The organism is Pseudomonas sp. GW456-L13 (genome assembly GCF_017350115.1).
Classification (GTDB): Bacteria; Pseudomonadota; Gammaproteobacteria; order Pseudomonadales; family Pseudomonadaceae; genus Aquipseudomonas; species Aquipseudomonas jessenii.
Map to the genome: position 1 here is coordinate 2,388,236 of NZ_JACNAS010000002.1, position 13,822 is coordinate 2,402,057.

At 59.7% G+C, this 13,822-nt stretch carries 10 protein-coding genes; 5 read left to right on the forward strand and 5 right to left on the reverse strand.

The annotated features are described in order from the left end of the window. Nucleotides 1-10: 10 nt before the first annotated feature. Nucleotides 11-682, forward strand: a complete 672-nt coding sequence (locus J4D25_RS25100) for a GNAT family N-acetyltransferase (RefSeq protein WP_057712703.1) — start codon at nucleotides 11-13, stop codon at nucleotides 680-682. A 254-nt stretch (nucleotides 683-936) separates the two neighbouring features. Here J4D25_RS25100 and oadA read toward each other — a convergent pair whose 3' ends face one another. Both oadA and J4D25_RS25110 read right to left on the reverse strand, forming a co-directional pair. Further along, the gene (gene oadA / locus J4D25_RS25105) at nucleotides 937-2,745 is read right to left on the reverse strand and encodes a sodium-extruding oxaloacetate decarboxylase subunit alpha (protein ID WP_057712702.1); all 1,809 of its coding nucleotides are present in this window, start codon (nucleotides 2,743-2,745) and stop codon (nucleotides 937-939) included. Nucleotides 2,746-2,756: 11 nt separating this feature from the next. After that, complete coding sequence (locus tag J4D25_RS25110; RefSeq protein ID WP_007971702.1) at nucleotides 2,757-4,172, reverse strand: acetyl-CoA carboxylase biotin carboxylase subunit; 1,416 nt, start codon at nucleotides 4,170-4,172, stop codon at nucleotides 2,757-2,759. Between the two features lie 190 nt (nucleotides 4,173-4,362). Between J4D25_RS25110 and J4D25_RS25115 the strand changes: the two genes are divergently transcribed. Beyond that, the gene (locus J4D25_RS25115; RefSeq protein ID WP_008018315.1) at nucleotides 4,363-5,325 is read left to right on the forward strand and encodes a LysR family transcriptional regulator; all 963 of its coding nucleotides are present in this window, start codon (nucleotides 4,363-4,365) and stop codon (nucleotides 5,323-5,325) included. On the opposite strand, the gene J4D25_RS25120 is transcribed toward J4D25_RS25115, so the two are convergent. From J4D25_RS25120 to J4D25_RS25130, 3 genes are all read right to left on the reverse strand, one after another. Beyond that, the gene (locus J4D25_RS25120) at nucleotides 5,267-5,476 is read right to left on the reverse strand and encodes a PA3496 family putative envelope integrity protein (protein ID WP_008018316.1); all 210 of its coding nucleotides are present in this window, start codon (nucleotides 5,474-5,476) and stop codon (nucleotides 5,267-5,269) included. The two genes, J4D25_RS25115 and J4D25_RS25120, sit on opposite strands and share 59 nt — an antisense overlap. Nucleotides 5,477-5,702: 226 nt before the next feature. Next, nucleotides 5,703-6,569, reverse strand: a complete 867-nt coding sequence (hexR, locus tag J4D25_RS25125; protein ID WP_007954250.1) for a transcriptional regulator HexR — start codon at nucleotides 6,567-6,569, stop codon at nucleotides 5,703-5,705. Nucleotides 6,570-6,769: 200 nt separating this feature from the next. Beyond that, entirely contained in the window at nucleotides 6,770-9,640 is a 2,871-nt protein-coding gene (locus tag J4D25_RS25130) for an EAL domain-containing protein (RefSeq protein WP_057712701.1), read from the reverse strand. A gap of 256 nt (nucleotides 9,641-9,896) precedes the next feature. On the opposite strand from J4D25_RS25130, the gene uvrD reads away from it, so the two are divergent. From uvrD to J4D25_RS25145, 3 genes are all read left to right on the forward strand, one after another. After that, nucleotides 9,897-12,080, forward strand: a complete 2,184-nt coding sequence (uvrD, locus tag J4D25_RS25135; RefSeq protein WP_057712700.1) for a DNA helicase II — start codon at nucleotides 9,897-9,899, stop codon at nucleotides 12,078-12,080. A gap of 138 nt (nucleotides 12,081-12,218) precedes the next feature. Further along, nucleotides 12,219-12,659: an EamA family transporter gene (locus J4D25_RS25140; RefSeq protein WP_057712699.1), complete on the forward strand. Its 441-nt coding sequence runs from the start codon at nucleotides 12,219-12,221 to the stop codon at nucleotides 12,657-12,659. Nucleotides 12,660-12,838: 179 nt separating this feature from the next. Beyond that, entirely contained in the window at nucleotides 12,839-13,717 is an 879-nt protein-coding gene (locus J4D25_RS25145; RefSeq protein ID WP_057712698.1) for a Tim44 domain-containing protein, read from the forward strand. The last annotated feature ends 105 nt before the right edge of the window (nucleotides 13,718-13,822 follow it).

Consider the following 13,822-nt stretch of genomic DNA (forward strand, 5'->3'; position numbering starts at 1 on the left):
GGAGAACAGCATGTCGATTTCACTCGCCGACTGGAAAGGCGTCCCGCCCCCCACGACTCAACTGATCGAAGGGCGTTACATCCGCCTGGAAAGACTCGACCCGGCGCGCCACGGCGACGACCTGTTCAAGGCCCTGCAAGGCCCGGGCGCTGACCCGAAATTGTGGGACTACCTGCCTTACGGCCCCTTCCCGGAGCGCAGCGTCTTCAACGACTGGCTGAACAACCACGCGACCAGCAGCGATCCGTATTTCTTCAGCGTGATCGACCGCGTCAGCGGCGAGGTCCAGGGCATTCTCAGCCTGATGTCCATCGTCCCGGCCCAGGGCCGCATCGAAATCGGCCACGTCACCTTCGGCGCCCCGATGCAGCGTTCGCCGAAAAGCACCGAGGCGGTTTACCTTCTGGCCAAGGAATCCTTTGCCCTGGGTTACCGTCGCCTGGAATGGAAATGCAACAACGGCAACGCTCGCTCCAAATACGCGGCTGAGCGACTGGGTTTCAGTTTTGAAGGGGTGTTCCGTCAGCACATGGTGGTCAAGGGGCAGAACCGGGATACGGCGTGGTATTCGATCCTGGATTCGGAGTGGCCGGCAATTGGTGCGGGGTTTGAAAAGTGGCTGAGCGATGAGAACCAGACCGGTTCGGGGCAGGTGAAGTCGTTGGTGGAGTGTCGCGGGTAATCGTCAGCGCCTGGAATTACGCCATCGCGAGCGAGCTCTTGATCAATTAACACCCGCTTCACTGATGGGACACAGCACCTGTGGGAGCGAGCTTGCTCGCGATGGCGGCATCACATTCAGCAATTGTTGAGACTGATGCTCCGCTATCGCGAGCAAGCTCGCTCCCACAGGGTTTCAGGCACGGATTTGCAGGCATAAAAAAAGGGGAGCACATGCCCCCCCGAGGTATAAAGCGTTGTATCGAGGCTGTTAACTCAGCCTTCGATCTCGATCAGGATCTCGCCCGGGTTTACCCGGTCGCCCTTGGCCACGTGAATGGCGGTGACTTTACCGGCGATGGCTGCCTGGACTTCTGTTTCCATCTTCATCGCTTCGGTGATCAACACGGCCTGGCCTGCCTTGACGGTGTCGCCCTCCTTGACCAGCACGTCGACGATGTTGCCCGGCATGGTGGTGCTGACGTGACCCGGTGCAGTGGCTTGCTTGCGCTTGCTGCTGCCGCCGCCGACAAATTCGTTGAGCGGCTCGAACACCACTTCTTCCGGCATGCCGTCGATGGACAGGTAGAAGTGACGCTTGCCTTCGGCCTTGACGCCAACACCGGTGATGTCGACGCGGTAGGTTTCACCGTGCACGTCGATGACGAACTCGGTCGGCACACCTTCGCCACCGGCAGAGGCCACGCCACCCGCTTCAGGAATCGGCAGCAGAACCTCTGGCGTGAGGGTGCCAGCGGCGCGTTCCTCGAGGAACTTGCGACCGATGTCCGGGAACATGGCGTAGGTCAGCACGTCTTCTTCAGACTTGGCCAAGGCACCGATATCGGCACGCAGCTTGGCCATTTCCGGCTTGAGCAGGTCGGCCGGGCGAACGTCGATCACTTCTTCGCTGCCGATGGCCTGGCGACGCAGTTGTTCGTTCACGGTGCCCGGCGCCTTGCCGTAGCCGCCTTGCAGGTACAGCTTCACTTCGTTGGTGATGGTCTTGTAGCGCTCGCCGGCCAGCACGTTGAAGAACGCCTGGGTACCGACGATCTGCGAAGTCGGGGTCACCAGCGGCGGGAAGCCGAGGTCTTCACGAACGCGCGGGATTTCGGCCAGCACTTCGCTCATGCGGTTGAGCGCACCCTGCTCTTTCAACTGGTTGGCCAGGTTGGAAATCATCCCGCCCGGTACCTGGTTGACTTGAACACGGGTGTCGACGGCGGTGAACTCGCTTTCGAACTGGTGGTACTTCTTGCGCACTGCGTAGAAGTACAGACCGATCTCTTGCAGCAGTTCCAGGTTCAGGCCGGTGTCGAACTCGCTGCCTTTAAGGGCGGCGACCATCGACTCGGTACCCGGGTGGCTGGTGCCCCAGGCGAAGCTGGAGATCGCGGTGTCGATGTGATCGGCGCCGTTTTCGATGGCCTTCATCTGGCACATCGCGGCCAGGCCAGCAGTGTCGTGGGAGTGAATGAACACTGGCAACGATTGCTCGGCTTTCAGAGCCTTGACCAGTTCGCCGGTGGCGTACGGGGTCAGCAGGCCAGCCATGTCCTTGATCGCCACCGAGTCGCAACCCATGGCTTCCATTTGCTTGGCCTGGTTCACGAACGCCTCGATGGTGTGCACCGGGCTGGTGGTGTAGGCGATGGTGCCCTGGGCGTGTTTGCCGGCGGCTTTCACCGCTTCGATGGCCACGCGCAGGTTACGCACGTCGTTCATGGCGTCGAAGATGCGGAACACGTCGATACCGTTGACCGCTGCCTTGGCCACGAAGGCTTTGACCACGTCGTCGCTGTAGTGGCGGTAGCCCAGCAGGTTCTGGCCGCGCAACAACATTTGCAGGCGGGTGTTAGGCAGCGCGGCGCGCAGCTGGCGCAGACGCTCCCACGGATCTTCTTTCAGGAAACGTACGCAGGCGTCGAACGTCGCGCCGCCCCAGCACTCCAGCGACCAGTAGCCGACTTTGTCGAGCTTGTCGCAGATCGGCAGCATGTCTTCGGTGCGCATGCGGGTGGCGAGCAGCGATTGGTGGGCGTCGCGCAGGATAGTGTCGGTAACGTGGATTTGTTTGCTCATTGTTCTATTCCTCACAGGCCTGCGTGGGCGGCGATGGCGGCGGCGATGGCCAGGGCCAGCTCTTCGGGTTTGCGCTTGATCGAGTAGTTGGTCAGTTCAGGGTGGCTTTCAACGAAGCTGGTGTTGAACTGACCGCTACGGAATTCCGGGTTACGCAGGATTTCCTGGTAGTACGCGGCGGTGGTCTTGACCCCTTGCAGACGCATGTCATCCAAGGCGCGCAAGCCACGGTCCATCGCCTCTTCCCAGGTCAGCGCCCACACCACCAGTTTCAGGCACATGGAGTCGTAGAACGGTGGAATGGTGTAGCCGGTGTAGATCGCCGTGTCGGTTCGCACGCCGGGGCCGCCGGGAGCGTAGTAACGGGTGATCTTGCCGAAGCTCGGCAGGAAGTTGTTCTTCGGGTCTTCGGCGTTGATCCGGAATTGCAGGGCGAAGCCGCGGTGCTGGATGTCTTCCTGTTTCACCGAAAGCGGCAGGCCGGAGGCAATGCGAATCTGCTCGCGGACAATGTCGATGCCGGTGATTTCTTCGGTGATGGTGTGTTCCACCTGCACCCGGGTATTCATCTCCATGAAGTACACCTCGCCCTCGGCGAGCAGGAACTCCACGGTGCCGGCGTTCTCGTATCCCACGGCCTTGGCTGCGCGCACCGACAGATCGCCGATATAGGCGCGCTGTTCCGGGGTCAGCTGTGGGCTTGGGGCGATTTCGATCAGCTTCTGGTTGCGGCGCTGGATCGAGCAGTCACGTTCGAACAGGTGCACCACGTTGCCGAAGCTGTCGCCAAGAATTTGCGCTTCAATGTGCTTCGGATTGACGATACATTTTTCCAGGAACACTTCCGCCGAACCAAAAGCCTTGGTGGCTTCGGAAATGACCCGCGGGAAAGCCTGTTCGAGTTCTTCACGGCTGTTGCAGCGACGAATGCCGCGACCGCCACCACCGGAAGTGGCCTTGAGCATCACCGGGTAACCGATGCGATCGCCTTCGGTCAGGGCTTCTTCGATGCCCGACACGTTGCCTTCAGTGCCCGGGGTCACCGGTACACCGGCCTTGATCATGCTGCGACGGGCTTCGGTCTTGTCGCCCATGCGGCGAATCACTTCAGCCGACGGGCCAATGAACTTGATCCCGCGTTCGGCGCAGATCTCCGCCAGCTCGGCGTTTTCCGAAAGGAAGCCATAGCCTGGGTGCAGTGCATCGCAACCGGTTTCCACAGCCAGGTTCACCAGCTTGCGCGGGTTCAGGTAACCGGCCAGTGGCTCGGCACCAATGCTGTGGGCCTCGTCCGCTCGCTTGACGTGCAAGGCATGACGGTCGGCATCGGAGTAGATCGCGACCGAGCGAATGCCCATTTCGGCACAGGCACGTACGATTCGTACGGCAATCTCACCACGGTTGGCGATCAGGATCTTTGTTATCACTTGGAAATTCCCTTGAGCCGGTGGTACCCACGACCTGCTAGACCAGGTCGACGCGTGACCAAATGTTTCAATTTGGTCGCAGGTCCACACTAGCGCTCACAAGGGATTAACAAAAATGAATAATTATTGGGTCACGCATAAGTAAAGACTTATAGTTGATTCACCAGCCAGCGACGAGAGTGATCAAAAAATGCGTAAGTCATTGATGCGTATGACTTTACGACAATTGCAGATCTTCAACGAGGTCTGTGATTTGCGGTCGTACAGTCGCGCGGCCGAGGAAATGTCGCTCACACAACCTGCCGTCAGCCTGCAGATTCGTCAACTTGAGGAGCTGATTGGCCAGCCTTTGTTCGATTACGTCGGCAAAAAACTCTACATGACCGAAGCGGCTGAAGCGTTACAGCGGGCCAGCCGGGATATTTTCGGACGCCTGGAAAACCTCGACATGCAGCTGTCGGACATGCAGGGTTCGTTGCAGGGGCAGCTGAAACTGGCGGTGGAATCCAGCGCAAAATATTTCGTGCCGCACTTGTTTGCCGCCTTCAAACGCCAGCACCCGGAGGTGAACCTGCAACTGACGGTGGTCAATCGCGGCCAGGTCATTCGGCGTTTGTCGGACAACCGCGACGACCTGGTGATCATGTCCATGGTGCCTCAGGACATGGGCCTGGAATTCCTGCCGTTCCTGAACAACCCGATCGTCGCCGTGGCGCCACCGGATCACCCGCTGTGTCATATGGGGCCGCTGCGCTTGCAGGATCTCGAACCCTACACACTGCTGCTGCGTGAGCCAGGCTCCGGGACGCGGCTGGCGTGCGAAGAATACTTCAAAGAGAAACGCGTGCACTTCAACCAGACTCAGGAAGTCTCGTCTGCCGAAGCCCAGCGAGAATGTGTACTGGCAGGCCTGGGCGTTGCGCTGTTGACGCGCCACGCCCTGAACCTTGAACTGGCAACCGGTGGGCTGATCGAGCTACCGGTCGAAGAGCTGCCACTGTTTCGCAGTTGGTGCCTGGTGCAGGCCAAGGCGAAACGCCTGTCACCGGTGGCTCACGCCTTCCTGGCGTTTATCCGTAGTGAACGGATTCAAATCAGCGCGCTGGTTGAGCGTTTCGACGGGAAGTCGAGGGAGTTGCCTGCCAGAAGTTGAGTTCCAACTCCGGAAAATCGCCAATTTCGGCCAGAAGCTGACGGCGTTCGCAGCGATCTTCGATGGCGCGACGGAATTCCATGCGGCGCTGATCTTCTTGCTGACGACGGGTTTTGACAGCGCTGTTGCGTTCTTCGTAGGGCATGGCCATTTCGAGTCTCCCAAGGCGAGTACGGGAGTTTCAAGATAGGCGCGGGGGATGACGGTTTGGCGGCTTGGGGGTTACAAACTGATGAAACATTGTTGGGCGCCTGCTGTACCTGTGGCGAGGGGGCTTGCCCCCGTTGGGCCGCGCAGCGGCCCCGAGTATCTTGCGACTGCTGCGCACTCGAACGGGGGCAAGCCCCCTCGCCACAGAGTCCGTGTTGATCTCCAGATCAATCGTCCAGCGCTTTCACCGACTTGGGCGACAACCGCAAGCTGCGCAGGCTGCGCTTGACGCTCTTGAGGTGGTTGACCAGGCTCGGGCCACGCGCCATGGCCACGCCCATCGCCAGCACGTCGATCACCACCAGGTGGGCAATACGCGAAGTCAGCGGCGTATAGATTTCAGTGTCTTCATGCACATCGATCGCCAGATTGACCGTGGACAGTTCGGCCAACGGCGTCTGGCTCGGGCACAGGGTGATCAACGAGGCACCGCTTTCACGCACCAGGTTGGCAGTGATCAGCAGGTCCTTGGAACGCCCGGACTGGGAAATGCAGATCGCCACGTCGGTTGGCTTGAGCGTCACGGCCGACATCGCCTGCATGTGCGGGTCGGAATACGCCGCAGCGGTGAGTAGCAAGCGGAAGAACTTGTGCTGGGCGTCCGCCGCGACCGCACCCGAGGCACCAAAGCCATAGAACTCGACACGCTGGGCCTGGGACATCAGCGTCACCGCCCGCTGCAATTCCAGCGGATCGAGTTTCTCGCGAACCTCCATCAGCGTATGCAGGGTGGTGTCGAAGATTTTCAGGCTGTAGTCAGCGACCGAATCATCCTCATGGATCGCAAACTGGCCGAAACTCGCACCTGCTGCCAGGCTCTGGGCCAGCTTCAGCTTCAGGTCCTGAAAGCCGGAACAACCGATGGCACGGCAAAAGCGCACGATGGTCGGCTCACTGATGCCCACGCTGTGGGCCAGGTCGGCCATGGAGCTGTGCATCACGGCCGCAGGATCAAGCAGCACATGGTCGGCGACCTTGAGCTCCGACTTGCGTAACAGGTGGCGAGACTGGGCGATGTGTTGCAGCAGATTCAAAGGGCTGGACTCTTTGTTATTGGCAGGTGCCGGGGATGTAGCACGCTTGTAGTTATACTACATGAATCGGCTTTTTGCCTGCTCAATGCGTTACCGAATCCCTCGATTTCAGGTGCCCGCGCTTCATGTAGCACTCATGGCGCCTGTCCAGGTGTGCCGGGTGCACGTTTTAAAGGACAAAAGCTACTTACGTATCCTCGTCAGCTTGCGGCTTGCGCGTGCAGCAAACCTGCCAACGTCTCAGCCTCAACCGGACGGCTGATCAAATAGCCTTGTACCTCATCGCAGCGCTCGGCTTTCAGGAACTCAAGCTGTTCTCCGCGCTCCACTCCTTCCGCCACGACCTTAAGCTTCAGGCCGTGGGCCATGGCAATGATTGCCCGGGTAATCGCCGCGTCTTCGCTGCCCTCACCCAAGCCACGGATAAATGCCTGATCAATCTTCACGTAATCCACCGGGATCCGCTTGAGATAGCTCAGGGATGAGTAACCAGTGCCAAAATCGTCAATGGCCAGTTTCACCCCGAGATCACGCAACTGCTGGAAGGTTGCGATGATGTGTTCGACGCTGTCCAGCAACTGGCTTTCGGTGAGTTCCAGCTCCAGCAGTTGCGGCGCCAGCCCGGTTTCTTCCAGCACCTGCCGCACCAGACTGACCAGCTTGCCTTGGCGCAATTGATGCACCGACAGATTGACCGACACCCGAATTGCTTCGAGTCCCTGCCGTTGCCACTCACAGGCTTGCCAGCAGGCCTGACGCAGCACGAACTCACCGATCGGGCCGATCAATCCGGTTTCTTCAGCCAGGCCAATGAAATCCCCCGGCGGCACGCGGCCCATGGTCGGATGATCCCAACGCACCAAGGCTTCGGCGGCATTCAACCTGCCAGTGGCCAGGCACAGTTTCGGTTGGTAAAACACCTTCAGTTGTTTGTCTTCGATGGCTTTGCGCAAGTGGTTTTCCAGCTGTAAACGCTCCAACGTGCTGGCTTGCAAGCTGTCGGTGTAAAACTGGAAATTATCGCCACCCAGGTGTTTGGCGTGCTGCATTGCCATGTTCGACTGACTGACCAGTGCCGATATTTCCCGCGCGCTGTCCGGCAACAAGCTGATGCCCATCGACGCGCTGAGCACCAGCTCATGCCCGTCAATGGTCACCGGCAAACGCAACTTGTTCGCCAGACGAGTCGCCACTCTCGCCAGGCTCGAAAGGTTGCCGTAGGAATTGAACAGCACGGCAAACTCATCACCGGAAAGGCGCGCGATGGTGTCTGCTTCAGGCAATGCATTCACCAGTCGCCGGGCCATTTTCTGCAATAACTGATCGGCGACTTCATGCCCCAGGCTGTCGTTGAGTTGCTTGAACCGATCGAGATTGATGTGCAGCAACGCCAGGCTGCGATAACCGCCCTGCCGCACTCGTTGATGAGCCTCGTTGAGTCGTTCGCGAAACATTGCGCGGTTGGCCAGACCGGTAAGTTCGTCGTAATGGGTCAGATAGCGCATACGCTGTTCGGATTCTCGACGAGCCGAGAGATCAGCGAAAAAGCCCACAATATGGCTCACATTTCCCCGGGCATCGCGCACGGCATTCAGTTGCAGCCATTGCGGATACATCTCGCCGTTCTTGCGGGTTTCCACCAATTCGCCCTGCCAGCTGCCTTGCTGCTCCAGCGCCTGATGTATCGCGGCGTAATGCCTACGCGCATCGCGACTGCATGGCAACTCAACGACATTGCGTCCGATCATGTCGTCGATGTCATAACCGGTCACCCGACTGAAGGCTTGATTGATCGCGATCAGGACGTAGTTAGGATCGAAAATCACGATCCCTTCGCTGGCCGCCTCGAACACGGTCGCCGCCAATTGCCGCTGCTCTTCCAGACTTTTGCTGGCGCTGATATCGCGGCGAGTGCCGACCATGCGAATCACCCGGCCGTTGTCGGCACGCTCGACTGCCCGCCCGCGGTCCTCGATCCAGACCCAGTGGCCGTCGCCATGCCGCACGCGATACTCGATTTGATAGTCCTCGGTGCGGCCCTTCAAATGCTCGACCAGCGCCCTTTTCAGCGCAGGAAGATCCTCGGGGTGAAGGCGCGGCTTGAGGTGACGCAATATCGCCGTGACCTGTTCCGGCTCCAGGCCGAACAATTCCTGAATTTGTGTGTGATGGACTTCGTCGGTTTGCAGATTCCAGTCCCACAACCCCAACTCGCTGGCCTTCAATGCCAGCGCCAGGCGCGCCTCACTCTTGCTCAGTGCCTGATTGGCGGCGTCCAGTTCCAGGCTGCGCTGAGCGACCCGGTTTTCCAGGTCGACCTGGATCTCTCGCAATTCGTCCTCGGCACGTCGGCGCTGTTCTATCTCCTTGGCCAGCTTCTGATTGAGCTGATCACTGCAGCTTTGCGCCTGCTGCAGATGCTCGATCAGTGCCTGGTTCTGAAAGCGTCGCATCAAGCCCCGATCGATCAATCGATTGACTTGCCAGGCAACCACGCTCAACGCACCGAGCAGGATCAGCCCGAACCAGCCCCAACCTTGCTGCTGTTCGTCAGCTCCCCAAAACATATAGGCGATGGCCGGCAACAGGCAGGGCAAGGTGAATGACAGGAAGGCCGGCAAGCTGACCGCATAAGCCACGCTGGCCGAGAGCGCTGCGGCACCGATGAGGCCGAAGACCCAGGCTTGCTGAATGAAGTTATCGGCGGGAACCAGAGCGATGCCGGCACCGGCCAGGGTCAGACCGGTGAGGCCGGAGCCCAGCAAAAACATCCGCCGCCAGATGGGATGGGCCTGACGGTTGGGAATGGCCGAATCAAAGGCTGCGACCTGAATCACCCGCAATGCCACCAATGACAACAACCACACCAGCCAGACACTGACCAGGAAATAGCGCTGCGGGCTCCAGAGCAAACCGGCACAGACCAGGCCATTGATCAGCATGAACAACGTGGGCAGCAGCGAGCCTTGATACAACAGGCGCGTGCGTTCGACCGCCATTTCCATGGCGTACTGTTTACGGATCACCCGGGGCTCCACAGTGGGGCCCGACAGGTCGAAGCTGAGGGTCATAGGCGATGTTCTTGTTCTTATAATGATGAGCATGTGCCCGAAACTGCTCGGAGCATACACAAGCAATTGCCCGGACCAAACTGCTGCTGATCAATAAATCGCCAAATTTTTCGGACGCCGATGCCACTGAAAATGCTGAAGGCACGCCCCGCCAATGCCTGCAGCCGATGACTGACCGGTCGTCCTTCGCATAACTTTCATCGGTTAAAGCGAAGCGGGGTTTGCCCGGTGTGTCGCGGCCCCCTAGAATGCCCCGATGCGCGATGATCTCTCCCTTCTGCTGAACTCCCTCAACGATGCCCAACGCCAGGCCGTAGCGGCCCCCGTGGGTCGTCAGTTGGTCCTGGCCGGTGCTGGTTCCGGTAAAACCCGAGTGCTGGTGCACCGTATCGCCTGGTTGATCCAGGTCGAAAACGCCTCGCCCCACTCCATCCTGTCGGTGACCTTCACCAACAAGGCCGCTGCCGAGATGCGCCAGCGCATCGAGCAGTTGATGGGCATCAACCCGGCCGGCATGTGGGTTGGCACCTTCCACGGCCTGGCGCACCGCCTTCTGCGGGCACACTGGCAGGAAGCGGGCTTAAGCCAGACCTTCCAGATTCTCGACAGCGATGACCAGCAGCGGTTGGTCAAGCGGGTGATCCGCGAGCTCGGCCTGGACGAACAGCGCTGGCCGGCCCGTCAGGCCCAATGGTTCATCAACGGCCAGAAAGACGAAGGCCTGCGCCCGCAACACATTCAAGCCAGCGGCGACCTGTTCCTGGCAACCATGCGCGGTATCTATGAGGCCTACGAGGCCGCCTGCCTGCGTGCCGGTGTCATCGACTTCTCCGAATTGCTGCTGCGCGCACTCGATCTGTGGCGCGATCACCCAGGCCTGCTCGCTCACTATCAAAAGCGCTTCCGGCACATTCTGGTAGACGAGTTCCAGGACACCAACGCCGTGCAATACGCCTGGTTGCGCCTGCTGGCCAAGGGTGGCGACAGCCTGATGGTGGTGGGCGACGACGACCAGTCGATCTACGGCTGGCGCGGCGCCAAAATCGAGAACATCTACCAGTATTCCGAAGACTTCCCGGACGCCGAAACCATTCGCCTGGAGCAGAATTATCGCTCCACCGCCGGCATCCTGAAGGCTGCCAACGCCTTGATCGCCAACAACACCGGGCGCCTGGGCAAAGAGCTGTGGACTGACGGCGGCGACGGCGAAGCGATCAACCTGTACGCCGCCTTCAACGAGCACGACGAAGCACGCTACGTTGTCGAAACCATCGAAAGCGCGCTGAAAACCGGCTTGTCTCGAAGCGATATCGCGATTCTGTACCGCTCCAACGCCCAGTCGCGGGTTCTGGAAGAAGCCTTGCTGCGCGAGCGCATTCCCTACCGCATCTATGGCGGTCAGCGCTTCTTCGAACGCGCCGAAATCAAGAACGCCATGGCCTACATGCGCTTGCTCGAAGGCCGCGGTAACGATGCTGCGCTGGAACGGGTCATCAACGTACCGGCCCGTGGCATCGGCGAGAAAACCGTCGAAGCGATCCGCGACCATGCGCGCCACAGCGATGTGTCGATGTGGGAAGCGATGCGCCAACTGGTGGCCAACAAAGGCCTGACCGGTCGTGCAGCCGGTGCCCTCGGCGCGTTTATCGAGCTGATCGAGAACCTCGCTGCCAAGTGCATGGAAATGCCGCTGCACCTGATGACCCAGACCGTCATCGAGCAGTCGGGGCTGATCGCCTATCACGAAGCGGAAAAAGGCGAGAAAGGCCAGGCCCGGGTAGAAAACCTTGAGGAACTGGTCAGCGCCGCGCGCAACTTCGAAAACAGCGAAGAAGACGAAGACCTGACGCCATTGGCAGCATTCCTTGGTCATGCGTCGCTGGAAGCCGGTGATACCCAGGCCGACGAGCACGAAGACAGCATTCAACTGATGACCCTGCACAGCGCCAAAGGCCTGGAGTTCCCTTACGTGTTCCTGGTGGGCATGGAAGAAGGCCTGTTCCCGCACAAGATGAGCCTGGAAGAACCCGGTCGCCTGGAGGAAGAGCGTCGTCTGGCCTACGTAGGCATCACCCGGGCCATGCAGAACCTGGTGATGACCTTCGCCGAAACCCGGCGCCTTTATGGCAGCGAGACCTACAACAAGGTGTCGCGCTTCGTACGCGAAGTTCCGAAAGGCCTGATTCAGGAGGTGCGGCTGTCCAACAGCGTCAGCCGTCCGTTCGGTGGCAACCAGTCGATGAGTGGCAGCAACCTGTTCAGCGGCAGCGAAATTCCGCAGACCGGCTTCAGCCTGGGCCAGACTGTGCGCCACTCGATCTTCGGTGACGGTGTGATCCTCAACTTCGAAGGCGCCGGGGCTCAGGCCCGGGTGCAGGTGAACTTCAGCGAAGGCAGCAAGTGGCTGATGCTGGGGTATGCCAAACTGGAAGCAATCTAGCCTTTCTGTGGGAGCGAGCTTGCTCGCGATAGCGGTAGATCAGTCGACATTATTTCTGGTTGTCAGTCCGTCATCGCGAGCAAGCTCACTCCCACAGGGTTCTGCGCTGGCCTTGACTGATCCTGGAGGCGCAAACACATGGGCTCAGGCTTTTTTTCCTCCTGGACATTCTGGGCCCTGTTATCCGCGGCATTCGCGGCAATGACCGCCATTTTCGCGAAAGTCGGCATCGAAAACGTCAACTCCGACTTCGCCACCCTGCTGCGTACGATGGTGGTATTGGTCAGCCTGGCCTTGATTTTGTACGCCACGGGCCAATATCAGTCCTTGGGATCGATCTCTGCGAAGAGCTACCTGTTCCTGATGTTGTCGGGCCTTGCCACCGGTGCATCGTGGATCTGCTATTTCCGCGCACTCAAGGTCGGTCCGGCGTCACTGGTTGCTCCAGTGGACAAACTCAGCGTGGTGCTGGTGGCTGTCCTTGGCGTTGTCCTGCTGGGTGAAAAACTCGACTTGCGCCAATGGGGCGGAATAGGCCTGATCACCGCCGGAGTGGTCATGCTTGCCCTGCGACGCTAGGCAAGCGTCCTACAAGCCCTGTCCACTCATCTGACAGATCAAAGTCAAAAGGCCTTATTGCACGGACTGGAGCTGAACACGACCTGTCAGGCAAAAGCCCGAAACACTCTGCCGCTAGCCAGCAACACTTCACCTGTGCAACATGGCGCGCGTGCCTTCCACAAATGGGAATTCCCTTTATGAAACGTTTTCTTAGCATCGCCATGGCGTTGTGCATCGGCCTGACGATGAGTCTCGACGTCAATGCCGCCAAGCGCTTCGGTGGTGGCAAAAGCGCAGGCGCTGCGCCGACTCACCAGACCAGCCAGATGGCTCCTTCTTCTCCAGGCATGGGCGGCGCTGCGGCGACCGCTGGTGCTGCCGGTGCCGCTGGCGCTGCTGCCAAGGCCGGTGGCGCTTCGCGCTGGCTCGGCCCACTGGCCGGTATCGCGGCCGGTGGCCTGCTCGCATCCATGTTCATGGGTGACGGCTTCCAGGGCATGCAGATCTTCGACATCCTGATCATGGCCGTCATTGCGTTCCTGGTCTTCCGCTTTATCGCCGCCCGTCGTCGCAAGCAGCAGGAGCAGTACGCTCCGGCCGGCCACGCGCCGATGCAACGTGAGGCGTTCGAACAAAAGCCTGCCGGCGGTTCGATCTTCGGTGGTTCGGCAGCGCCTGTTGCCGCTCGCCCGGTGATCAACGCGCCAGCCTGGTTCAACGAAGGAAACTTCGTCGAAGCGGCACGCAATCACTTCCAGTCCCTGCAACAGCACTGGGACGCCAACGAAATGGACAAGATCGCCGAGTTCGTGACCCCGCAAATGCTGGAGTTCCTCAAGCGTGAACGTGCTGACCTGGGCGACGGCTTCCAGTCCACCTACATCGATAACCTCAATGTACAGCTGGACGGTGTGGACGATCGCGCCGACAAGACCATCGCCACCCTGACCTTCACTGGCCTGTCGAAAACCTCGCGTTTCGACCAGGGCGAAGTCTTCAGCGAAAGCTGGAACATGGAACGTGCACAGGGCGAAAACCAGCCTTGGCTGGTGGCCGGTATCCGCCAGAACGGCTGATCACCCTCCGCGTTTCACTTGTTGTAAACAAAACCCCGGCCCAGGCCGGGGTTTTCTATTTCGCGGTTGCATCTATAGCAAGCTACTGTATAAACCGCCCCATAT

What these genes read in the sequence shown, in the direction of transcription:
- J4D25_RS25100 (WP_057712703.1), top strand. Translation starts at nt 11, where the DNA reads ATGTCGATTTCACTCGCCGACTGGAAAGGCGTCCCGCCCCCCACGACT.
- oadA (WP_057712702.1), bottom strand. Translation starts at nt 2,745, where the DNA reads ATGAGCAAACAAATCCACGTTACCGACACTATCCTGCGCGACGCCCAC.
- J4D25_RS25115 (WP_008018315.1), top strand. Translation starts at nt 4,363, where the DNA reads ATGCGTAAGTCATTGATGCGTATGACTTTACGACAATTGCAGATCTTC.
- J4D25_RS25120 (WP_008018316.1), bottom strand. Translation starts at nt 5,476, where the DNA reads ATGGCCATGCCCTACGAAGAACGCAACAGCGCTGTCAAAACCCGTCGT.
- J4D25_RS25130 (WP_057712701.1), bottom strand. Translation starts at nt 9,640, where the DNA reads ATGACCCTCAGCTTCGACCTGTCGGGCCCCACTGTGGAGCCCCGGGTG.
- uvrD (WP_057712700.1), top strand. Translation starts at nt 9,897, where the DNA reads ATGCGCGATGATCTCTCCCTTCTGCTGAACTCCCTCAACGATGCCCAA.
- J4D25_RS25140 (WP_057712699.1), top strand. Translation starts at nt 12,219, where the DNA reads ATGGGCTCAGGCTTTTTTTCCTCCTGGACATTCTGGGCCCTGTTATCC.
- J4D25_RS25145 (WP_057712698.1), top strand. Translation starts at nt 12,839, where the DNA reads ATGAAACGTTTTCTTAGCATCGCCATGGCGTTGTGCATCGGCCTGACG.